A 20,479-nucleotide genomic window follows, 5' to 3' on the forward strand; every position below is an offset into this window, starting at 1 on the left:
AGCAGGTATGGAATCCTTGGGGCGATCATCAAGGATCGCCCTTGATCTCCGTCGCGATGCTGGTCAGCGGCGGTACGGGTACCGGTGAGCGAGGCGGAGGTCTGCGGTGTCGTTGTTCTGGCGGATCTTCGCGATGAATGCCTTCCTCTTGGTCGTGGCCACGCTTCTCCTTCTCAGCCCATGGGTCACGGTCTCCTCTCCGGTGCTGCTCAACGAAGCCATGGTGGTGATCGTCGGGGTTCTGGCGATGCTCGTGGCCAACGCTCTTCTCTTCCGGTATACGCTGCACCCGCTCAAGCGGTTGTCTCGTGCCATGGCGCAGGCGGATCTCGTGACGCCCGGCATGCGGACGGAGGCCACCGGTCCGCAAGAAATGGCGGAGCTGGTGCATGCCTTCAACGCGATGCTCGACCGGCTGCAGAGCGAGCGAGCTGCGAGCAACGCCCGGGTGGCTGCGGCCCAGGAGGCCGAGCGGCGGCGTATCGCGCGGGAACTCCACGACGAGGTGGGTCAAGCCCTGGCGGCCGTCCTGCTCCAGTTGAAGTGGCTGGCGGATCGGGCGCCCGAGGAGCTACGCGACGATATTCACGGAGCACAGGAGGCGACCAGGGAGAGCCTGGACGAGCTCCGGCTCATCGCCCGCCGCCTGAGGCCCGGGGTGTTGGAAGACCTCGGACTGACGAGCGCACTCCGGGCCTTGGCCACCGATTTCACGACTGCCGGAATCATGGTCGACCACCATCTCGACCATGGGCTGCCGGCACTGACGGAGGAAGTCGAGCTGGCCGTCTACCGGGTGGCGCAGGAAGCCTTGTCCAACGCGGCGCGTCACTCGGACGCAGACCGTGTCGACCTCGAACTGAGGCACCGGGCCTGGGCAGCGGTGGACCTCGTGATCCGTGACAACGGTCTTGGCTGCCGCGGCGCCTCGGAGGGATCCGGCATCCGTGGCATGCGCGAACGGGCTCTTCTGATCGGGGCGCTGTTCTCCCTCGGGGCCAACCCGGAGGGGGGCACCACGGTGCGCTTGCGGGTGCCCGTCACGGCGCAGGCCGAGCGGTGACCGCGCACCCCCGACGCATCCTGCTCGCCGACGATCACGCTCTGGTGCGTCGTGGCGTACGGCTGATCCTCGACTCCGAACCCGAGATGCGTGTCGTCGCGGAGGCCGGCGACGGTGCCGAGGCCCTCTCGATGGCCCAGAAGGTGCCCATCGATCTGGCGATCCTGGACATCGCCATGCCACGGATGACGGGGTTGCAGGCTGCCCGTGAGCTTTCGCGGTCCCAACCGGGCCTGCGCATCCTGATGCTGACGATGTACGACAATGATCAGTACTTCTTCGAGGCTCTGAGGGTCGGCGCCAGCGGCTACGTAATGAAGTCGGTCGCGGACCGGGATCTGGTGGCGGCCTGCCGCGCCGCGATGCGGGGCGAGCCGTTCCTCTACCCCGGCGTCGAGAGCACGCTGATCCGCAAGTATCTCGATCGTGCGGAGCGGGGCAAGTCGCTTCCGGAGAAGGCGATCACCGATCGTGAGGAGGAGATCCTCAAGCTCGTCGCCGAGGGCCACAGCTCGAAGGAGATCGGCGACATGCTGGTCATCAGCGCGAAGACCGTCGAGCGTCATCGGGCGAATCTGCTGCAGAAGCTCGGGCTGCGCGACCGCGTCGAGCTCACCCGTTATGCCATAAGGACCGGCCTGATCGAACCGTAGTCTCGACGATCCCCACGACAGTCCAGTCCGTGGCACCCACAAGCGGCCGTCATCGGCGTCATGGCGGTGGCCTGCGCCGGACAGACTCATACATGCTGGCACCCATCTTTCGGCTCTGGGATCGCCATTGGCGGGGCTCATCGGGTATGCAGGGAGGCGACAAGATCCACGCCTCAAGAGCCCGTGCGTATGATCGATCGTCTCCGGTGGGGGTCGTCGATCACGCGGGCAGCTCGGCATGGGACCGCCTTGGGATCACGTAGACACGGGGGTGTCGAAGATGTCGTTCGACGACGAATGGGGCGCGGCGAAGACAGCGTCCATGCGCTTGAACAAGGCCGACAGCACAGGTGGTTCGACGCCGAAGCCAGGCTCCGCCGACTATGTGGTGGAGGACGACGAACTCGGCGACATAGGCCACGCCGCCTACGGCCTGTTCAACGGCCTGGAGCCCGGAGGCAAGCACGCGGGCTCGGCGAGCGAGACCGCCGGTACCAGTCTGAAGGGCGACGGCTTCGATTGCGGTGCCGCGCTCACCGAGGTGAACCAGACCTGGGAGAGGCAGGTGAAGACCCTCCTCCAAGCTTGCGCCCACATCTCCAACCACCTGAATCACACCAAGAAGTCCCGCGAGGAGGACGACAACTGGATCCAGGCTCAACTGCGCCACTACGCCCCGGTTCCCGGGCAGGACGGCGCCGTGTCCGCCTCGCAGATCAACAAGTACTTCCGGTAAGGAGCCGCCACCATGCCCACCTTCGAGCAGCTCCTCAATGTGAAGTTCGGTCCGCTCGACACCGCGGTCACCGAGTGGACCGAGATGATCACCAAGCTGACGGCACTCCAGACCGACGCCAAAGCCATGAAGACCAAGGCCGACAAGTCCACCTGGAAGGGCGAGAACGCCAGCGTCACCAAGGAGTTCGTCACCAAGACGGCCAAGGAGTTCACCGACGCCGTCACCGAGGCCGAATCCGTACGCGACCTCCTCAAGGACGCCGACACCCTGCTCAAGACCGCCCAGAGTGACCTCAAGGCCGCCTACGAGAACCCGCCTCCGGGGATCACCATCTACCCCAACGGGGTGCTCAGCCATCGCGTCCACCCCGACCGCCGGTCCAAGGACAGCACCGAGCCCGTCGCCACCGAGGCCCAGTTCGAGGCCCTGCGTGAGAAGCTCGAGGGCATCCTCAAGCGGGCCGCCGAAGCGGACGAGCTGTGTGCCTGGGGCCTGCGCGCCCTGATCAAGAACCACCCCAACGACTTCGGCAGCACCGACCTCGGCGGCGTCGCCGACGCCAAGAAGATGCGCGCGGAGGAGAAGCAGCAGGCCGAGAACGGCCGCGAGGCCGCCAAGCTCTACGCCCGCTGGGAGCACCTCGACGACAAGGAGCGCGAGCGGCTGCTCCAGCTGGCCGAGGGCGGCAAGAACTCTCCGGCCTTCGCCGAGCAGCTGATGACGAACCTCAGCTACCGGGGCCGCGACCAGCAGGAGGCCGTACTCCTGCTCGCCGGAAGCCTGGAGACGGGCGGCCGCGACGGTCAGCTCTCCGCCACCGACGCCCGCCTCTACAAGGCCCTGTCCGGCTCCCTCGCCACCGCCACCGGCCCCGACTCCTCGATCGGCTCGCCAGGAGGTGTCACCTCGGCCTGGACCGACAAGCTCATCACCACGGCCCGCGACGGCAACGGCCTCTCCAACCGTCACCCCGGATACATCGGGGGTGGCGCTGCGAGCCTGAAGGACCTCACCGATCTGATGGCCGCCGACGCCGGCGACAAGGCATACGACCCGAACGACAAGAACAGCTCCCCGTACGACAAGGACAAGGGCGACCCGGTCTACAGCGAGGCGTTCCTGCACGAGGTCGGCGACACCATCCGCGAGTGGGAGACGGGCAACGACGACGCCTACGACGGCCACCTGAAGCACTGGGCGGGCACCCAGGAGGACCCGATGAAGGGTCTGATGAACGCCATGAGCCGCAACCCGTCGGCTGCCACTCACTACTTCGACCCGAACACCACCGACAACCTCAAGTACTTCCTGGACGACCGCAAGTGGCCGGGCGGCGACGTCGAGTTCAAGATGCCCGAGGAGACGCAGCGCACCTCGGCCCGCACCGAGTTCGGCGCCGCCCTGGAGGCTGCGGCCACCGGCCGCGAGCCGGACAAGCCGCTGCACGGCGTCCCCGCGTACCACGACGGCGCGCAGGCCGCGATCTTCGAGCGGGTCGCCAAGGAGTACACCGGCGAGCAGACCTACGGGACGCAGAGCTCCGTGCCTCTGGCCATGCGCACGAGCATGGGCAACATGATCGGCGACTACGCCTCTGACGTGCACCAGATCCTCGGCAAGAAGATGGACGGGCCGACCGACTTCAACAACCTCACGATCGAGCGGGGTGACCTCACCCGCCTCATGCGCGGCGTCGCCGAGGACCCCAAGGCGTTCGGTGTCATGCACCACTCGCAGAGCGTGGTGATCGCCGAGGGGCTGAGCGGATTCCCACCGGAATCCTTCCGTAAGGAGGACCCCGAGCTTCGCGCCTGGATCAAGCAGTCCGCGTCGGTGCTCGGTCACTTCGACGGCGTGCGCGGTGACGTCATCTACGACCTCGGCCAGGCGGAGAAGGACACCAACGCCTGGAACCAGAGGATGAACTACCACGCCATCGGCGCACCCCTGACGGCCATCCCCATCGTCGGCGACGCGCTCCAGCGCACGGTCGACGCCGGCACGGCCGGGTACATGAACGAGCTCAACGCCAAGGTCGACGAGGAGACTCGTAGGGACATGGTCAAGCACTTCGAGAACGGCGAGAAGCAGATGGACGCCATGATGCGCAAGATGGCGATGGAGAAGGGCCTCACGAAGGAGGAGCTGGACGCGACCCCGGGCGAGTACGAGGACGGTCTCCAGACGACTGCCGAGAACTGGTACCAGCAAGGCATCGAGGATGCCCAGAAGAGGATGGGCCAGCCGTAGACATGGACAAGAAGTGGCTGCCGCTGACCATCGTGCTCGGCGCCGCCGGGATGGCCGTCGTGACGGCGAGCTTCTGGCCTGAAGACGAGAAGCCGCCGCTGCCGCAGACGCTGTGTCATGGGGCGCTCAGCCGGCAGACGGCGGAACTGATCGACGACGGGAAGGGGGGCGAGGTCAGCGCGGAGGAGTGGGAGAGAAAGGGCAAGAGCACCGATTACGCGGTGTTCAAGGGGTGTCAGGTGCTGCGCGCGAACGCGGACAGCGACTACCCCCGAGGGGTCTACACCCTGATCATCGAGGACAACCGGAACGACCCTCGCTACAACCCCAAGGACTCCGTCCCCCTCGGCCCCGGCTTCACCGGCTGGGCGCTCCCTGACAAGGCCGAGGCCACGCTGCCCGCCGGCTGCGCCGCCCGCATGGGCTCGACGGCGCCGTACATCGCGGTGACGCTCATGGGACCCTCGAAGAAGGGGGAAGAGGAGGAGAAGGAGCTCGTCGACCGGGACACCGCGATCCGCAACAATGCGGCCGTGGTGCGGGAAGCCGCCACCAGGCTCGCCAAGAAGTACGACTGCGCCGCCTGACCGTCGCCCGGCTGCCGCCCCGGGACAGGCCGCCCGCCGCCGCTCCACGCGGCGGCGGGCTGCGAGTCGCTTCCGTCCCATCGTCGTTGACGCGATTGATCGCTCGGTCGACGTCGGCACGGCTGCGTACATGGACGAACTCGATTCCAAGGTGGATGCGGCGACTCGCAGCAACATTGCCATGCACCGGCAAGTTCACCCTCTCCAGGTTGCGTGTCAAGGGCCTGTCAATGATGCGTAAGGAACGTATAAGGTCGGTAGCGGTGTGCCGGGAAGTCTGGTCGGCGAACAGGGGAGACGTCTCTGTTCTCACCTGCCGACAGGAGGACTTCCGCCATGGTGCTTGTCGCCGTCTTCGGAGCAGCGCTGCTCATTGCCGTCCTGCTCTCCGGGCTCGCTGCCCGGACCGTGCTGTCCACTTCTCTGCTCTTCCTGGTCGGCGGTGCGCTGGTCAGCGACGGGTTCCTCGGGCTGATCAACATCACGCCCGAGAGTGAGATCGTGTCGGTCACCGCCGATCTCGCCCTGTTCGCCGTGCTGTTCACGGACGGCATGCACGTCTCGTTCGCCAAGCTGCGCGCCAACTGGCGAAACCCGGTACGGGCGTTGGGGTTGGGGATGCCGCTTGCCTGCGTGGGGATGGCGCTGATCACCCACTACCTGGTGGGCTTGGACTGGACGACGTCCTTCCTCGTCGGAGCCGTCCTCGCGCCGACGGACCCGGTGTTCGCCTCGGCGATCGTGGGCCGCAAGGAAGTTCCCGCCAGGCTGCGTGAACTCCTCAACGTGGAAAGCGGCATCAACGACGGGCTCGCCCTCCCGGTGGTCCTGATCCTCATCGCCGCCGCCGGCCCGACCTCGCCCCACGCCGAGGCGTCCTTCGGGAAGATCGGCCTGGAGCTGGGACTGGGTCTCGCCTTCGGCGTGGCTCTGCCGCTGCTCGTCACCCTGCTCGCCCGGGTAAGGTTCCTCGGCGCCGAGCCGAAGCTCCAGCCGCTGCTGCCGTTGGCCACAGGCGTCATCCTCTACGCGGCCTGCCACCTCACCCACGCCAATCCCTACCTCGCCGCCTTCTCCGCGGGCGCGGTCCTCGCCGCCGTCTCGCCCGCGTCCCACAAGGCGTTCGAGTCCCTGGGGGAGTCGCTCGCGGAGCTGGCCAAGTTCGCGGCCCTGCTGGTGTTCGGCGCGCTGCTGACCCCGCAGCTGTTCGGAGACCTCTCCTTCGGCGGGTACGTGGCGGTGGTCCTCGCGATCGTGCTGGTCCGGCCGGGCTCCCTGTTGCTGTCGCTGTGGGGGACGCGGATCGACCGCAGGGAGAAACTGGTCGCTGCCTGGTTCGGGCCGAAGGGCTTCGCGTCGGTCGTCTACGGCCTGCTGGTCCTCCAGGCCGGCATCCCGCAGGGGCAGGAGGCGTACACGCTGATCGCCGTCTGCATCGCCTTCTCGATCATCGCGCACAGCAGCACGGACGTCCCGATCGCCCGTCTCTTCCACGTCGACGACCTCGTCGAGGCCGGCGGAGAGCGGACGCAGGCTCACTCGGAGGCCGCCGACGCGGAGGCGGGCGCCCATGCGCGCACGTGACCTCGCCAGGCGGTGCGCCTCCCTGTCCGCCGACGAGCCGGTCCTCCGGGCCGTCGAGCTGCTGGCCTACGAGGGCGCGAACGGGGTCGTGGTGGTGACCGGGGAGGGGCACCCCTTCGCGATCCTGGAGGGCCATCACATCCTGGCCGGAACCCTCCCCGACGCGGTGCGCGACGACCATCTGAGGGCCAGCGTCGTGGCCGACCGCCTCGATCACGAAGTCCGCGTGAGCATGGCGACGTTGACGGTCGCCGACGTGCTGCCCAGACACCGGCCCGCCCTCGCGCTCGTCAGCCCCCATGCCTCGCCGCTGCAGATGTCCGCCGTCATGGCCCGGACCGGCAGCCCCGTCGTCGCGGTCGTCGAGTACGACGGCGACGAGCGCCCGCACTTGCTGGGGACCGTCACGGCGGCCAGGCCGCTCACTCATTTCCGCTGACCGCCTCGGCCCCCGACCACAAAGGAGCACGTGTCGTGTGCAGAAGCTCTTCAAAGACCTCCCCGCGGAGAACGGCGTCGGAATGTACAGCTTCCGGCACTACTTCGCCTCGAACGCGCTCGGGAGCGGCATACCCATCACCGACGTCGCCGAATGGATGGGGCACAAGTCCATCGAGGAGACGTATCGAACCTACTGGCACCTGATGCCGGGAAGCATCACCAAGGCCGCCCGGATCCTGGACGCGGGCCTCTGGGAAGCAGCCTGATTCCTCGACCTCTGAGGAGCAGCAGGTTCTTGGAGTGCTGGTCGTGCACGCCTCGCGTAGCAGCTGACCAGCGTAAACGGCCATGATTCGGCCAAGCTGTAGGGGCGGCTGGGTCCGCGTATGGCTCGGATCTTGGTCGGCACGGAAGTGGGCCCCCGACCGATGGCCTGTGGCGGCGGCGAGCTGGCACACAAACGAGGGGCGGACCGACAAGTCTTCACGGAGCACGCCTCAACCCAAGGCCACGAGAGAAGAGTCGCCAGGGCTTGGATCGCGGAGCCGGCAACCAACCGGATGAAGAACTTCCACGCCACAGCGGGCATGCATCAGCGCGGAGAGAGGGTGGACCTGAGCACGGCACCAGCCCCCGACCGGGGCGGGGGGAAGGAGGTGCCGTGAAGGCCGCCCTATATCCGCAGGAGTTGCAGCTCGGCCAGGTCGGCGGCGCCCGCCGACTCTCAGCCGATACTGCGGCGACGGCAGGCAGTTCGGGGGCCGGACGCCCGCCATCCAGCGCGGCGGCCAGCGCCGAAGGCGTGTAGGGAGCGCGCCGATCCCGCTCGCTGCAAAGGTCGAATCTGCAGGCTCGGCGTGACCAGATCCTCCCGCGATGTGCGCGCAGTCCTCGGCTGTCTGATGTGCGGCCTCTTGGGCCGTCGCCGGCTCCGTGCACCGGCGGCGCCTGCGTGCGCCTTCTGGGTACCGGTCCGGGCGCCAGGCCATGCATCGTCAGCACGTTAGCCAAGCGAGCACCAGCAGCACGGGGCTACGCCAGGCGGGGCGGCGGCTCTTCGTATGGTCCTGTGCCTGGCCGGCCGCGTGCGTACCCGGCGGCCCGGGCGACGCGGCGTGAATATATCGTCTGCCGATATCGAGGCCCGTAAGACACGTTCCCCGTGCAGCCGAGGAGTGAACCCATGAGTAGGCCACCGACAGCGCCGGGGGTGCCCGATGAGCTGCATCGGCGGCTCGGCCTGTCCGATGCCGTGATGATCGGCCTGGGGTCGATGATCGGCGCGGGGATCTTCGCCGCGCTTGCCCCGGCCGCGGGCGTGGCCGGCTCCGGGCTGCTGCTCGGTCTGGCTCTGGCCGCGGTGGTGGCGTACTGCAACGCCACCTCCTCCGCCCGGCTCGCGGCCCTCTACCCGGCCTCGGGAGGTACGTATTTCTACGGGCGCGAGCGGCTCGGCGACTTCTGGGGCTACCTGGCCGGGTGGGCGTTCGTGGTCGGCAAGACCGCGTCTTGCGCGGCGATGGCGCTCACCGTCGGTTCGTACGTGTGGCCGAGCCAGGCGCATGCGGTGGCCGTCGCGGCTGTGGTGGCGCTCACGGCGGTGAACTACGCCGGGGTGCAGAAGTCTGCGCTGCTGACCCGCGTCATCGTGGCTGTCGTCCTGGCGGTGCTCGCCGCCGTGGCCGTCGCCGCCTTCACCTCCGGCGCGGCGGACGCCGGCCGGCTGGACATCGGCGACGACGCCACGGCGGGCGGGGTCCTCCAGGCGGCGGGGCTGCTATTCTTCGCCTTTGCCGGGTATGCCCGCATCGCCACGCTGGGCGAGGAGGTCCGGGACCCGGCCCGTACGATCCCCAGGGCGATCCCGATCGCGCTCGGCATCACGCTCGTCGTGTACGCCGTCATCGCCGTCGCCGCCCTGACGGTGCTGGGCCCGAGGGGGCTGGCGGATGCGACCGCGCCGCTGTCGGACGCGGTCCGGGCCGCGGGCGCCGACTGGCTCGTAACCGTCGTACGCGTCGGCGCGGCGGTGGCCGCGCTGGGTTCGCTGCTCGCGCTGATCCTCGGCGTCTCCCGCACCACCCTCGCGATGGCCCGGGACCGGCACCTGCCACACGCCCTGGCCGCCGTCCACCCCCGCTTCAAAGTCCCGCACCGGGCCGAACTCGTCGTCGGCGTGGTCGTGGCGGTGGTCGCGGCGACGGCGGACGTGCGTGGAGCGATCGGTTTCTCGTCCTTCGGCGTGCTGGCCTACTACGCCGTCGCCAACGCCTCCGCCTGGACCCTCACCCCGGACGAGGGCCGCCCCGCGCGCATCGTCCCCGTCCTCGGCCTGGCCGGCTGCCTCGTCCTTGCCTTCGCCCTGCCGCTCACCTCGGTCATCTCCGGTGCCGTGGTGCTGGCCGTCGGCGCCGCGGCCTTCGCGGTCCGCCGCGCGGTGGCCGGCCACAGGCCGTAGCCGTACGACGCGCCCGCCCCGCGTATGCGGAAAACCGGCGGTGCCCCTCTGCCGCGCGGGACGATGTCGGCACCCGACAGTCTCGTTGACAGAGGGGCCCTCATGACCCAGCACGGCACCTGGCCCACCCGCCTGACCTCGACGGATGCGCCCGGAGCGGTGGTACTCATCCGCCTCTACGTCGGGGCGGTGTTCCTCTTCGAGGGTATTCAGAAGTTCCTTTACCCCGATCAGCTGGGCGCCGCCCGGTTCGACAAGGCCGGTATCCCCGCCCCGGGATTCTTCGGACCCCTGGACGGGATCTTTGAGATCGTCTGCGGCGTGCTGATCCTGGCCGGGCTGCTCACCCGGCTCGCCGCCGTGCCGATGATCGTGAACATGCTCGGCGCGCTGTTGATCACCAAGGTCCCGATCCTTTGGGGCGACGCTCCTCTGTTCAACGGCGAGTCGGGCTGGTGGGACTTCGTCCACGAGTCCCGCACCGACCTGGCCCAGCTGTGCGGCAGCCTTTTTCTGCTGATCGTCGGGGCCGGCGTGTATTCCATGGACGCCCGTCTGGCCCGGCATGCCCAACTGGAGGCCGCGACCCGCCCGTGACGCGGCGGCGGTCTCAGGACAGCTCGTCACCGAGGACTTCGCGGGCCAGCTCCGCCAGCGCCTTGCGGTCCTCGGCCAGGGCCTTCTTCCCCGCCTCGGTCGCCTTGTAGACGCGCCGGGTCCGGCCGTCGACGACCCGCTGCTCGGAGCTGAGCAGTCCGTCGGCCTCGAGCCGGTGCAGTGTCGGATACAGGGTGCCGGGGCTGATCTGGTAGCCGTGGGAGGCCAGTTCCTCGGTCATCCACGCGCCGTGGATCTCCTCCTCGGCCGCGTGATGCAGGATGTGCAGCCGCACCGCGCCCGCTGGAACTCCCGCACCGCAGTCCACCCTCCACACCCGCCGGGCAGTGACGAATCCGATATCGGAATCCGATCCTACGCCGACGCGCGGTGAGATCAGGTGCTTGAATCAGTGCACCTGATCTCCCATGGAGGCGGCGGGCGTTCCACGGTCGGTCCCGCCTTTCCCGCTTGGGGTGCCGTTCGGCAGCCCTCTCCGCGTCTTGTCAGGCGGTCACGCCGACGGGCTCGGCGCGCGGGGTCCGTGCGGCGAGGTATCGCTCGGTGTCGATGGCGGCCTGGCAGCCGCTGGCGGCGGCGGTGATGGCCTGGCGGTAGGTGTGGTCGACGACGTCGCCGGCGGCGAAGACACCGGGGATGTTCGTACGGGTGGAGGGGGCGTCGACCTTGATGTAGCCCTCGTCGTCGAGGTCGATCTGGCCGGTGAAGAGTTCGGTGCGCGGGTCGTGGCCGATGGCGATGAACAGTCCAGTGGCGTCGAGGTCGCGGGTCCCGCCGGTGAGGGTGTCGCGCAGGACGACGCCGGCGAGCATGCCGTTCTCTTCCTTGATCTCGGCGATCTCGCTGTCGAAGGCGAAGGAGATCTTGTCGTCGGCGAAGGCCCGGTTCTGCATGGCCTTCGACGCGCGGAGGGTGGAGCGGCGGTGGACGACGGTGACGGAGCGGGCGAAGCGGGTGAGGAAGGTGGCTTCCTCCATGGCGGTGTCGCCGCCGCCGACCACGACGATGTCGCGGTCGCGGAAGAAGAAGCCGTCGCAGGTGGCGCACCAGGAGACGCCGCGGCCGGAGAGCTCGTCCTCCTTGGGCAGGCCGAGCTTGCGGTAGCCGGAGCCGGTGGCGATGATCACCGTCTTCGCGCGGTGGACGGCGCCTTCCGAGTCGGTGAGGAGCTTGATGTCGCCGGTGAGGTCGACGGAGACGATGTCGTCGTCGATCATCTCGGCGCCGAATCGTTCGGCCTGGGCCCGCATGTTGTCCATGAGGTCGGGGCCGTCGATGCCGGTGGGGAAGCCGGGGAAGTTCTCGACCTCGGTCGTGGTGGTCAGGGAGCCGCCGACGAAGATCGAGCTGCCGAAGAGCAGCGGCTTGAGCTGGGCGCGGGCGGTGTAGAGGGCGGCGGTGTATCCGGCGGGGCCGGAACCGATGATGACGACGTCGCGTATGCCGTCGGGCTGGTCGCTCACGCCTTTCACGCCTTCTTGGCGTCGATGTCGGCGATCAGGCCCTCGATGAGGGTCTTGATCTCGTCGCGGATGGGGCGGACGGCCTCGACACCCTGGCCGGCGGGGTCCTCCAGCTGCCAGTCGAGGTACGTCTTGCCGGGGAAGTACGGGCAGGCGTCGCCGCAGCCCATGGTGATGATGTAATCCGACGCCTGCGCCGCCTCGACAGTGAGGACCTTGGGCTTCTGGTCGGCGATGTCGATGCCGAGTTCGGCCATGGCCTCGACGGCGGCGGGGTTGACCTGATCACCGGGGAGGGAGCCGGCGGAGCGGACCTCGACGCGGTCGCCGGCGAGGTGGCGCAGGAAGCCGGCGGCCATCTGGGAGCGGCCGGCGTTGTGGACGCAGACGAAGAGCACGGAGGCGAGCGGAGCGGTCATCAGTTCTTCCTTATGGCAGGGACAAGCGTGTTGCAGGGAACCGAAAGCTTCATGAGCCGGGCAGGCTGTCCAGCAGGGCGGTGATGCGCGTATCGAGGGCTTCGCGGATGTTCCGTACGACGGCGATCGGGGCGCCCTCGGGGTCCGCGATCGGCCAGTCCAGGTAGCGGGGGCCGGGGATCACGGGGCAGGCATCGCCACAGCCCATCGTGACCACGATGTCGGCGGCCCGGACGACTTCGTCGGTCAGCGGCTTCGGGTAGGCGTCTTCCAGCGGGACGCCCGCCTCGGTGAGCACCTGGACCACGTGGGGGTCGACCTGGCCGGTCGGTTCCGTCCCGGCGGAGGACGCGATGGCCTCATCGTCGGCGCGGTGAGCGAGCAGGGCGGCGGCCATCTGGGAGCGGCCGGAGTTGTGGCTGCAGACGAACAGGACACGCGTCGGCCGGCCCACCACGGGCGCGGTCTCCAGGTGCGCGAGTGCGTCCAGCCGCTCGGCTGCGAACCGCTCCGTCAGCACCACGAGGTGGGTACGGATGTGGGCGGCCTGCGCGAGGCGCTCATAGGAGTCGGCTACGAGGCGCTGTACCGTCTCGACCGAGAATCGGCCCTGATGGCGCACGGCGAGTCGGGCGACACCGGCGGCGAGGCGTTCGTCGGGAAGGACCGGGTACGGGGACGCGGTCATGGCGAGAACCCCCTGGGTTCAAAGAGGTCAGCCCAGGCTGGTATCAGCTCCGGGTGATGTGAGAGTATCAGTCCATGATGACGTCAGTCGATGCTGATCTGATCCGGATTCTGGGCGATCCCCTGCGACTCCAGATCGTGACCCTGCTCTCCCGTGAGACGCTGTGCACCAGCCACCTCGTGGAGGAAACCGGCGCCAAGCAGACCAACCTCTCCAACCACCTGAGAGTGCTGCGCGAGGCCGGGGTCGTGGAGACGGAGCCTTGCGGCCGGTTCACCTACTACCGGCTCCGGCCGGACGTTATCGAGCAGCTTGCCGGTCAGTTCGCCGCTCTCGCGCAGACCGCGCGCCTGACCGCCGAGGCGAACTTCAAGCGTTCCTGCCCCTGACCCTGACCCTGCCCCTGTGCCTCACCTGTCCGAGGAGACCCCGCCCGTGACCGCCACCGAGCCCGCCGCGAGCGACGCCATAGCCGCCGACACGTCGCCGCAGCCCGCCCCCGGCGCCACCCCGCCCCGCACCCCGCTCGCCGCCCGTGCCGCCGCCGAGATCGTGGGCACTGCCGCACTGGTGGCGATCGTGGTCGGCTCCGGCATCCAGGCCACGAAGCTCACCGATGACGTCGCGCTGCAGCTGCTCGCGAACTCCACCGCCACCGTCTTCGGCCTCGGTGTCTTGATCGCCCTCCTCGGCCCGGTCTCCGGCGCCCACTTCAACCCCGCCGTCACGCTTGCCGAGTGGTGGACCGCCCGTCGAGGCGGCGCCGGGGTGAACGCCCGCGAGCTCGCCGTCTACGTGCCCTCCCAGATCGTGGGCGCGGTCCTGGGTGCCGTACTCGCGGACGCGATGTTCGGCGAGCCGCTGGTCAAGTGGTCCACGCACGACCGCTCCGCCGGGAACCTGCTCCTCGGCGAGGTCGTCGCGACAGCCGGCCTGGTCCTGCTGATCTTCGGCCTGGCCCGTACGGACCGCCTCCGCTTCGCGCCGGTCGCCGTGGCCTCGTACATCGGCGCCGCCTACTGGTTCACCTCCTCGACGTCCTTCGCGAACCCGGCGGTGACCATCGGCCGCGCCTTCACCGACACCTTCGCGGGCATCGCCCCCGCCTCCGTCCCTGGCTTCATCGGCATGCAGCTGATCGGTGCGATCGTCGGCCTGGCCCTGGTCGCAGTCATCTTCATGCGGCCCAAGGCGAGCGAGTGACCCAGCACGTGGACGTGTTGGTGATCGGCGGCGGCCAGTCCGGACTCGCCGCCGGCTACCACCTGCGCCGGCTCGGTCTGGACTTCGTGATCCTCGACGCGGGCACGGCCCCCGGCGGGGCCTGGCGGCACACCTGGGACTCCCTGCACCTGTTCTCGCCCGCCGCGTACTCCTCGCTGCCGAGCCGCCTGATGCCGCCGCAGGAGGGCGAGACGTACCCGGACGCGGCGCACGTCGTCACGTACTTGAAGGGCTACGAGCAGCGGTACGAGCTCCCGGTCGTACGGCCGGTCCGCGTCGAGGCGGTCTACAGGGACGGCAACTTCCTGCGGGTCGAGGGGGACACGGGGACCTGGCGGGCCCGCGCGGTGATCAGCGCCACCGGCACCTGGTCACGCCCGTTCGTTCCGGCCGTCCCCGGCCGTACGGAGTTCGCTGGCGCCCAGCTGCACACCGTCAGTTACCGCAGCCCGCGCGACTTCGCCGGGCAGAGGGTGATCGTGGTCGGGGGCGGCAACTCCGGCGCGCAGGTCGCCGCCGACCTCGCATACGACACCGACCTCACCTGGGTCACCCTGCGCGAACCGCGCTACCTCGCCGACGACATCGACGGCCGCGCCCTCTTCGACCACGCCACGGCCCGTCGCCGCGCCCTCGACGAAGGTCGTACCGACACCGGTGGTGTGGCCTCCCTCGGCGACATCGTCGCCGTACCGCCCGTACGAGAGGCGCGGGACGCCGGCAGGCTCAAAGCCCAGCCGATGTTCGACCGGATCACCGCGACCGGCGTCGTGTGGGCCGACGGCACCACGGCGGACGCCGACGCGATCATCTGGTGCACCGGCTTCCGCCCGGCCCTCTCCCACCTCGCACCCCTGGGCCTGCGCGGACCCCGAGGCCACATTCCCACGACCGGCACCCAGGCAATCGGCGAACCCCGCCTCCACCTCCTCGGCTACGGAGACTGGACCGGCCCCGCCTCCGCCACCCTCATCGGCGTCGGCCGCCCCGCTCGCGAAGCCGCCCGCGCGATCGCCGCTCTCCTGGCAGATGGGTCAAGGTAGGGCCCTCACCGTGCCGACGGCCGCAAGTGACCAGCTGGGCGGGTGGCTGATCACGGCTCTTTCGGCTGCGTGCCCGGGTACCGGTCCGTGGCAGTTTCGGGCGGGTGCTCCCGGGCCGTTGATTGGACTTGGGGCCGGCGTTGCTTGCCTTGGCGAGGCCGGTCGGCGGTCAACGGGTGCCGGGGCGGTGTTCGGTGATCCAGCGGGCGGCGAGGAGGCCGGAGGCCGCGGTGAGGACGGCGGCGGCGATGACGGTGGCGTTCAGGCCGAGCCAGTCGGCCAGGATCCCGGCGACCAGAGCGCCGACGGCGTAGCCGATGTCGCGCCAGAACCGGTAGGTGCCCAGGGCGTTGGCGCGCCAGGCGGGGTGGGCGTGGTCGGAGATGGAGGCGATGAGGGCCGGGTAGACCATGGCGGTGCCGAGGCCCAGGAAGACCGCGGAGAGGACTCCGGCGAGCAGGGGGCTGTCGAGCAGGGCGAGAGCGAGGACGAACCCGACCGCCTGGACGAGCATGCCCGTGACGATCAGCGGTTTGCGGCCGACGCGGTCGGCGAGGTGGCCGGTGGGGATCTGGCCGATGCCCCACAGGATCGGGTAGAGGCCCTTGATGAGGCCGACGGCGGCCAGGCCGAGACCGTGGTCGGTGAAGAGCAGGGGGAAGACGCCCCAGGTGAGGCCGTCGTTGAGGTTGTTGACCAGGCCGGCCTGGCTGGCGCCGCGCAGGGAGCGGTTGCGCCAGGACGTACGGATGAACGTGGCCTTCAGACCGGTGTCCTCGTCGCTGGGCAGCGGCTTGGAGTGCTGGGCGAGTTCGAGGGCGACGTGTGCGGCTGTGTCGCGGACGACCAGGGCGAGGGCCAGTCCGGCGACGACGAACACGACACCGATCAACTCCGGGACGGGGCGCAGGCCGTAGGACGTCGCGAGGTAACCGGTGAGCAGGGCGGTGACGCCGACGGCGGTGTATCCGGCGGCCTCGTTCAGGCCGGTCGCGAGTCCGCGGCGGGACGGGCCGACCAGGTCGATCTTCATGTTGACGGTCATCGACCAGGTCAGGCCCTGGTTGAGGCCGAGCAGCACGTTGGCCGCGACGATCCAGCCCCACGACGGCGCCCAGGCGAGGACGAAGGGGACGGGTATGCCGATCAGCCAGCCGGTGACGAGGAGTTGCTTGCGGCGGAAGCGGGCGGTCAGCGCACCGGCGGCCAGATTGGTGAGGGCCTTGGTGACGCCGAAGGCGATGATGAAGGAGAAGACGGCCAGGTCGCTGGTGAGTCCGAAGGTCTCGGACCCGATGAGCGGCACGGTGGTGCGTTCGAGTCCGACGAGTCCGCCGACGCAGATGTTGACGATGACGAGCAGGGTGAACTGCAGCCGGTTCTCGCGCAGGCCGAGGCGGACGGGCCGCCCGTGTGCATCGGTCGGTGACGTGGTCGAAGGGGTGGCGTTCACGCGGGCGTGCCCTCGGTTCCCTGGGCGAGCTTCTGGTCGTGTGCGGCGGCGTAGTCGGCCGGTCCGCCGTCGAGGACGGCGATGTCGGTGTGGCCGGCGCGCTCCAGGAGGCTTGCGGCGGTCATGGCGCGCTCGCCGTGACCGCAGGCCACGACCGCGCCCGCGGGGGCGTCGGCGGCATGCGCGGGGAGCGTGCCGAGTTCGATGCCGAGGGCTCCGGGGACGTGTCCGGCCGCGAACTCCGACTCCTGCCGCACGTCGACGTACGGGCGGTTCGCGGCCCTTTCGGCGGTGACGAACTCGGTGGTGGTCTGCGGGTTTCCGGCCGCCGTCCAGCTCGCCATGCCACCGGAGAGACGGCCCGCCAGCCGCTCGTACCCGATCTTGTACGACTGCCAGACGACCTCCGACAGGTCCTGGTCGTCGTTGGTGACGAACGCGAGCGGGGCGGTGTCGGGCAGGAGCCAGCCCAGCCAGGTCGCGAACTGGCCGCGCAGCGGGATCGACAGGGAGCCGGGGATGTGGCCGGCTGCGTAGTCGGCCGCCGGGCGGGCGTCGACGACATGGCCGCCGTCCGCGAGCAGGGTGCGGACCTGGTCGGCCGTCAGGCCGGGCAGTGCGGGTGAGGTGGTGAGGACGGCGGGGCCGCGCCGGTTGGCCTCGGAGAGGAGGTCGAAGTAGGCCGGGTATGAGCCGAGGCTCGCGAGGAGCTGTCGTACGAAGGTGTCCTCGTCCGGGGCGGCGAGGAGCGGGTTGGTCTGCTTCTGGTTGCCGATGGTGCTGGTGCGTTCGGCCCCTGGCGGGGCGGAACAGAACGAACCGGCGCCGTGTGTCGGCCATACGGCGGTCGTGTCCGGCAGCTCGGTGAGGCGGTGGAGGGAGCGGTACTGGGCGCGGGCGAGTTCTTCGGCGCGGTCGGCGCCGAGGAGGTCGGTGCGCGCCGCGGAGTCGACGATCATCGAGCCGCCGGTGAAGACCCCCAGCTCCCGGCTGCCGTCGAGGAGGAGGAAGGAGAGGTGTTCGTCGGTGTGGCCCGGGGTGGCGAGGGCCCGCAGCGTGAGGCCGCCCAGGTCGACCTCGTCGCCGTCGCCGAGGCCCCGGTGGTCGAAGGCCCGCTGTCCTGCCGCGGAGGCCAGGACGGTCGCGTCGTCGTCGTGGGCGAGCTGGAGCGCGCCGGAGAGGAAGTCGGCGTGCAGGTGGGTGTCGGCGGCGAACGCGACGCGCAGTCCGCGCCGGGCGGCGGCCGCCTTCAGGGTCCGCAGGTCGCGGCTCGGGTCTACGGCGAGCGCGCGGCCGTCACCGAGGCCGACGAGGTAGGCGCTGTTGCCCAGGCCCTGGTCGACCAGCGGAATCAGATGATCGGCGAAGCCCATGGTCCTGTCCTTCCGAAGCTGACTGCCGGGCGGAGTGCGATGCCGCCGGACTTCGTTTACAGTAATCCATAGATATTTGGAGGAAGCAATGCGGGAAGCCACCAGCAGTGTCAGGAAGTCCGCCCTCTACGACGCCTTCGCGGCCAGCGGCAAGGCGCTGGCCAGTGGAAAGCGCCTTGAACTGCTTGATCTGCTGGCCCAGGGCGAGCGCACTGTCGACGCGCTCGCCAAGGCATCCGGGCTGAACCTGACCACGGCCTCCGCCCATCTGCAGACGCTCAAGCAGGCAGGGTTCGTCGCCACCCGACGCGAGGGTGTCCGCATCCACTACCGACTCGCCGGAGACGACGTCGCCCGGCTTCTCGTCCTCCTGCGGAAGGTGGCAGACCGCCACCAGTCCGCCGTCCCCGCAGCCCGGGACGCCTACCTGGGCGACGACGCGGCGGCCGAGGTCAGCCATGAGGAACTGCGCGCCCGCGTCGCCGCTGGGGGAGTGACGGTGCTCGACGTCCGGCCGGTGGAGGAGTACCGGGCCGGGCACATCCCCGGCGCGCTCAGCATCCCGGTCGCGGAGCTGACGGACCGCATCGGAGAGCTGCCCGAGGGCGAGGAGATCGTCGTCTACTGCCGGGGCGAGTACTGCGCCTTGGCCTACGACGCCGTACGGCTGCTGACCGGCCGTGGACGCCGGGCGATCCGCCTCCACGACGGCATGGTGGAGTGGCGCCTGGCCGACCTGCCTGTCGACACGGCGGACCTCACGTGAGCGCCGCGCCCGGAGGATCTGACGTGCTCCCCGCGATCGGCGGTATCCCGCCGCACCCGGGACTCGCCCGTGGGCCTGTCTATCTCGACTACAACGCCACCACACCCGTGGACCCGCGGGTCGCCGAGGCGATGCTGCCGCACCTGACCGACTTCTTCGGCAACCCCTCCAGCAGCCACCCCTTCTCCGAGGCGCCGCGCCAGGCGCTCGCCGAGGCCCGCACCCAGGTCGCCGGCCTCCTCGGCGCCCGGCCGGGTGAGATCGTGTTCACCGCCTCCGGCTCCGAGGCCGACCTGCTCGCGCTGCGCGGCGCCGTACTGGCCTCCGGCCGCTCGCGCCCGCACATGATCACCCAGGCGACCGAGCACCCGGCGGTCCTGGAGACCTGTCGCGCCCTGGAACGCCTGCACGGAGCACGCGTGACCGTGCTGCCCGTCGACGGGCACGGCCTCGTCGACCCCGCCGCACTGGCCGGTGCCCTTACCGACGACACGGTCCTGGTGTCGGTGATGGCTGCGAACAACGAGACCGGCGCCCTCCAGCCGATCACCGAGCTCGCCGCCCTCGCGCACGAGCACGGGGCCCTGTTCCACTGCGACGCCGCCCAGGCCGTGGGCAAGATCCCGATCGACGTCGAGGCACTGGGCGTCGACCTGCTCACCGTGGTCGGCCACAAGATGTACGCGCCGAAGGGGGCCGCCGCGCTGTACGTCCGCGATGGCGTCCGCCTCGAACCGGTCGTCTACGGTGGCGGCCAGGAACATGGCCTGCGTGCCGGCACGGAGAACGTGGCACTGGCCGTGGCCCTCGGCGCCGCCGCCCGTATCGCGACCGAGGAGCTCACCGCCGGGGCCCCGGCTCGCGTCGCCGCCCTGCGCGACGACCTCCACGCGCAACTCGTCGCAGCCTTCCCCGGACGCGTGCACCTCAACGGCCCGGAGCGGGAACGCCTCCCCAACACCCTGAACGTCTGCATCGACGGCGTACTCGGGCACGAACTCCTCGCCGCGGCCGGCGGTATCGCCGCTTCGACAGGATCGGCCTGCCACAGCGGAGCCCACAGCCCCTCACCCGTTCTGACCGCCATGGGCCTCGAACCGACCCGCGCGCTCGGTGCCCTTCGGCTCTCCCTCGGGCGTTGGACGACATCCGCGGAGATCGAGACGGCGGTCACCGCTCTCACCGAGGGAGCCGCCGCACTGTGACCGCGTTCTCCGACCCTGCGGACTCCCGCACCTCTGTCCCGGACCTAGTTGTCGACGGCACCGGTCTGCTCTGCGTCACGCTCCTGCTGCGCCTGCGCAAGGAGATCGACGGAGCGGCGCCGGACACCGTCGTCCACGTCGTCGCCACCGACCCCGCCGCCCCACTCGACCTGCCCGCCTGGTGCCACATGACCGGCCACGACTACCTCGGCCCCGTACCCGACCCGGAAGGCCGGCCCGTCTACGCCCTCCGGCTCTTCGCCGATGCTCTGGCCACCAGGCCCGACGGCCCCCTGGCACCGCACGGCCCGGGACGGCTCCGGGGCACAGTCGAGCACCTGAGCCACGTACAACCCGCCGAGCCGGCGGCCTGCCCGGTCCTCCTGTCCCTTGGTCCGACAGTCCCGGGCGCGGGGTCCCAGGACGAAGTCCGGAGGCTGCTGCGGCGATTC

General features: G+C 69.9%; 20 protein-coding genes and 2 pseudogenes. 16 read left to right on the forward strand and 6 right to left on the reverse strand.

Translation table 11 applies throughout. The features are described 5' to 3' along the window. Window positions 1-106: 106 nt before the first annotated feature. The 10 genes and pseudogenes from ACZ561_RS14195 (at window position 107) to ACZ561_RS14240 (ending at window position 10,372) form a co-directional block, all read left to right on the forward strand. Entirely contained in the window at window positions 107-1,063 is a 957-nt protein-coding gene (locus tag ACZ561_RS14195) for a sensor histidine kinase (RefSeq protein WP_470993899.1), read from the forward strand. Then, the gene (locus ACZ561_RS14200) at window positions 1,060-1,716 is read left to right on the forward strand and encodes a response regulator (protein ID WP_470993902.1); all 657 of its coding nucleotides are present in this window, start codon (window positions 1,060-1,062) and stop codon (window positions 1,714-1,716) included. The genes ACZ561_RS14195 and ACZ561_RS14200 overlap by 4 nt, the downstream gene beginning before the upstream one ends. A gap of 280 nt (window positions 1,717-1,996) precedes the next feature. Further along, entirely contained in the window at window positions 1,997-2,452 is a 456-nt protein-coding gene (locus tag ACZ561_RS14205) for a hypothetical protein (RefSeq protein WP_470993905.1), read from the forward strand. A gap of 12 nt (window positions 2,453-2,464) precedes the next feature. Further along, on the forward strand, window positions 2,465-4,705 hold the full coding sequence (locus ACZ561_RS14210) for a DUF6571 family protein (RefSeq protein WP_470993907.1): 2,241 nt from the start codon (window positions 2,465-2,467) through the stop codon (window positions 4,703-4,705). Window positions 4,706-4,707: 2 nt separating this feature from the next. Next, complete coding sequence (locus tag ACZ561_RS14215; RefSeq protein WP_470993910.1) at window positions 4,708-5,292, forward strand: hypothetical protein; 585 nt, start codon at window positions 4,708-4,710, stop codon at window positions 5,290-5,292. A 336-nt stretch (window positions 5,293-5,628) separates the two neighbouring features. Then, window positions 5,629-6,876, forward strand: coding sequence for a cation:proton antiporter (locus ACZ561_RS14220; RefSeq protein WP_470993912.1), 1,248 nt, complete (start codon window positions 5,629-5,631; stop codon window positions 6,874-6,876). Beyond that, window positions 6,863-7,315 (forward strand): CBS domain-containing protein, encoded by a 453-nt coding sequence (locus tag ACZ561_RS14225; protein WP_470993915.1) that lies wholly within the window; start codon window positions 6,863-6,865, stop codon window positions 7,313-7,315. Before ACZ561_RS14220 ends, ACZ561_RS14225 begins: the two co-directional genes overlap by 14 nt. Window positions 7,316-7,349: 34 nt before the next feature. Then, window positions 7,350-7,583 (forward strand): annotated as a pseudogene (locus ACZ561_RS14230) (tyrosine-type recombinase/integrase); the annotation flags it as partial. 917 nt (window positions 7,584-8,500) lie between these two features. After that, window positions 8,501-9,775 carry an APC family permease gene (locus ACZ561_RS14235; protein WP_470993918.1) on the forward strand — a complete coding sequence of 425 codons (1,275 nt, stop codon included), beginning with the start codon at window positions 8,501-8,503 and terminating at the stop codon, window positions 9,773-9,775. A 102-nt stretch (window positions 9,776-9,877) separates the two neighbouring features. After that, a complete protein-coding gene (locus ACZ561_RS14240; RefSeq protein WP_470993921.1) occupies window positions 9,878-10,372 on the forward strand; it encodes a DoxX family protein in 495 nt (164 codons plus the stop codon). A gap of 13 nt (window positions 10,373-10,385) precedes the next feature. Here the strand turns inward: ACZ561_RS14240 and ACZ561_RS14245 are convergent, their stop codons facing one another. The 4 genes from ACZ561_RS14245 to ACZ561_RS14260 all read right to left on the reverse strand — a co-directional run bounded on the left by ACZ561_RS14245 (window position 10,386) and on the right by ACZ561_RS14260 (window position 12,963). After that, the gene (locus ACZ561_RS14245; protein ID WP_470993925.1) at window positions 10,386-10,667 is read right to left on the reverse strand and encodes an Rv3488 family transcriptional regulator; all 282 of its coding nucleotides are present in this window, start codon (window positions 10,665-10,667) and stop codon (window positions 10,386-10,388) included. 211 nt (window positions 10,668-10,878) lie between these two features. Continuing rightward, window positions 10,879-11,856 carry a thioredoxin-disulfide reductase gene (gene trxB / locus ACZ561_RS14250; RefSeq protein WP_470993928.1) on the reverse strand — a complete coding sequence of 326 codons (978 nt, stop codon included), beginning with the start codon at window positions 11,854-11,856 and terminating at the stop codon, window positions 10,879-10,881. Between the two features lie 5 nt (window positions 11,857-11,861). Further along, complete coding sequence (locus tag ACZ561_RS14255) at window positions 11,862-12,275, reverse strand: arsenate reductase ArsC (protein ID WP_470993931.1); 414 nt, start codon at window positions 12,273-12,275, stop codon at window positions 11,862-11,864. Window positions 12,276-12,324: 49 nt separating this feature from the next. Then, window positions 12,325-12,963 carry an arsenate-mycothiol transferase ArsC gene (locus ACZ561_RS14260; protein ID WP_470993934.1) on the reverse strand — a complete coding sequence of 213 codons (639 nt, stop codon included), beginning with the start codon at window positions 12,961-12,963 and terminating at the stop codon, window positions 12,325-12,327. Window positions 12,964-13,037: 74 nt separating this feature from the next. Between ACZ561_RS14260 and ACZ561_RS14265 the strand changes: the two genes are divergently transcribed. Genes ACZ561_RS14265 through ACZ561_RS14275 form a run of 3 tightly spaced genes read left to right on the forward strand, consistent with a single transcriptional unit; the run spans window position 13,038 to window position 15,230 of the window. Continuing rightward, complete coding sequence (locus tag ACZ561_RS14265) at window positions 13,038-13,352, forward strand: ArsR/SmtB family transcription factor (protein ID WP_470993936.1); 315 nt, start codon at window positions 13,038-13,040, stop codon at window positions 13,350-13,352. Between the two features lie 46 nt (window positions 13,353-13,398). Beyond that, a complete protein-coding gene (locus tag ACZ561_RS14270) occupies window positions 13,399-14,166 on the forward strand; it encodes an aquaporin (protein WP_468271283.1) in 768 nt (255 codons plus the stop codon). Next, entirely contained in the window at window positions 14,163-15,230 is a 1,068-nt protein-coding gene (locus ACZ561_RS14275) for an ArsO family NAD(P)H-dependent flavin-containing monooxygenase (protein ID WP_470993939.1), read from the forward strand. Before ACZ561_RS14270 ends, ACZ561_RS14275 begins: the two co-directional genes overlap by 4 nt. 169 nt (window positions 15,231-15,399) lie before the next feature. On the opposite strand, the gene ACZ561_RS14280 is transcribed toward ACZ561_RS14275, so the two are convergent. Both ACZ561_RS14280 and ACZ561_RS14285 read right to left on the reverse strand, forming a co-directional pair. Beyond that, window positions 15,400-16,683 carry an MFS transporter gene (locus ACZ561_RS14280; protein WP_470993942.1) on the reverse strand — a complete coding sequence of 428 codons (1,284 nt, stop codon included), beginning with the start codon at window positions 16,681-16,683 and terminating at the stop codon, window positions 15,400-15,402. Further along, window positions 16,680-18,056, reverse strand: coding sequence for an MBL fold metallo-hydrolase (locus tag ACZ561_RS14285; protein WP_470993945.1), 1,377 nt, complete (start codon window positions 18,054-18,056; stop codon window positions 16,680-16,682). The genes ACZ561_RS14280 and ACZ561_RS14285 overlap by 4 nt, the downstream gene beginning before the upstream one ends. Before the next feature lie 88 nt (window positions 18,057-18,144). Here ACZ561_RS14285 and ACZ561_RS14290 point away from each other — a divergent pair, with 88 nt between their 5' ends. The 3 genes and pseudogenes from ACZ561_RS14290 to ACZ561_RS14300 form a co-directional block, all read left to right on the forward strand. Beyond that, window positions 18,145-18,822 (forward strand): ArsR/SmtB family transcription factor, encoded by a 678-nt coding sequence (locus tag ACZ561_RS14290; protein WP_470993947.1) that lies wholly within the window; start codon window positions 18,145-18,147, stop codon window positions 18,820-18,822. Between the two features lie 23 nt (window positions 18,823-18,845). Then, the gene (locus ACZ561_RS14295) at window positions 18,846-20,027 is read left to right on the forward strand and encodes a cysteine desulfurase family protein (protein ID WP_470993949.1); all 1,182 of its coding nucleotides are present in this window, start codon (window positions 18,846-18,848) and stop codon (window positions 20,025-20,027) included. Beyond that, window positions 20,024-20,179: pseudogene (locus ACZ561_RS14300) on the forward strand (sulfurtransferase TusA family protein); the annotation flags it as partial. The gene ACZ561_RS14295 and the pseudogene ACZ561_RS14300, both read left to right, overlap by 4 nt. Window positions 20,180-20,479 lie beyond the last annotated feature (300 nt).

The organism is Streptomyces sp. NPDC039609 (assembly GCF_055596705.1).

What these genes read in the sequence shown, in the direction of transcription:
- ACZ561_RS14205 (WP_470993905.1), top strand. Translation starts at nt 1,997, where the DNA reads ATGTCGTTCGACGACGAATGGGGCGCGGCGAAGACAGCGTCCATGCGC.
- ACZ561_RS14210 (WP_470993907.1), top strand. Translation starts at nt 2,465, where the DNA reads ATGCCCACCTTCGAGCAGCTCCTCAATGTGAAGTTCGGTCCGCTCGAC.
- ACZ561_RS14215 (WP_470993910.1), top strand. Translation starts at nt 4,708, where the DNA reads ATGGACAAGAAGTGGCTGCCGCTGACCATCGTGCTCGGCGCCGCCGGG.
- ACZ561_RS14220 (WP_470993912.1), top strand. Translation starts at nt 5,629, where the DNA reads ATGGTGCTTGTCGCCGTCTTCGGAGCAGCGCTGCTCATTGCCGTCCTG.
- ACZ561_RS14225 (WP_470993915.1), top strand. Translation starts at nt 6,863, where the DNA reads ATGCGCGCACGTGACCTCGCCAGGCGGTGCGCCTCCCTGTCCGCCGAC.
- ACZ561_RS14235 (WP_470993918.1), top strand. Translation starts at nt 8,501, where the DNA reads ATGAGTAGGCCACCGACAGCGCCGGGGGTGCCCGATGAGCTGCATCGG.
- ACZ561_RS14240 (WP_470993921.1), top strand. Translation starts at nt 9,878, where the DNA reads ATGACCCAGCACGGCACCTGGCCCACCCGCCTGACCTCGACGGATGCG.
- ACZ561_RS14255 (WP_470993931.1), bottom strand. Translation starts at nt 12,275, where the DNA reads ATGACCGCTCCGCTCGCCTCCGTGCTCTTCGTCTGCGTCCACAACGCC.
- ACZ561_RS14260 (WP_470993934.1), bottom strand. Translation starts at nt 12,963, where the DNA reads ATGACCGCGTCCCCGTACCCGGTCCTTCCCGACGAACGCCTCGCCGCC.
- ACZ561_RS14265 (WP_470993936.1), top strand. Translation starts at nt 13,038, where the DNA reads ATGATGACGTCAGTCGATGCTGATCTGATCCGGATTCTGGGCGATCCC.
- ACZ561_RS14285 (WP_470993945.1), bottom strand. Translation starts at nt 18,056, where the DNA reads ATGGGCTTCGCCGATCATCTGATTCCGCTGGTCGACCAGGGCCTGGGC.
- ACZ561_RS14290 (WP_470993947.1), top strand. Translation starts at nt 18,145, where the DNA reads ATGCGGGAAGCCACCAGCAGTGTCAGGAAGTCCGCCCTCTACGACGCC.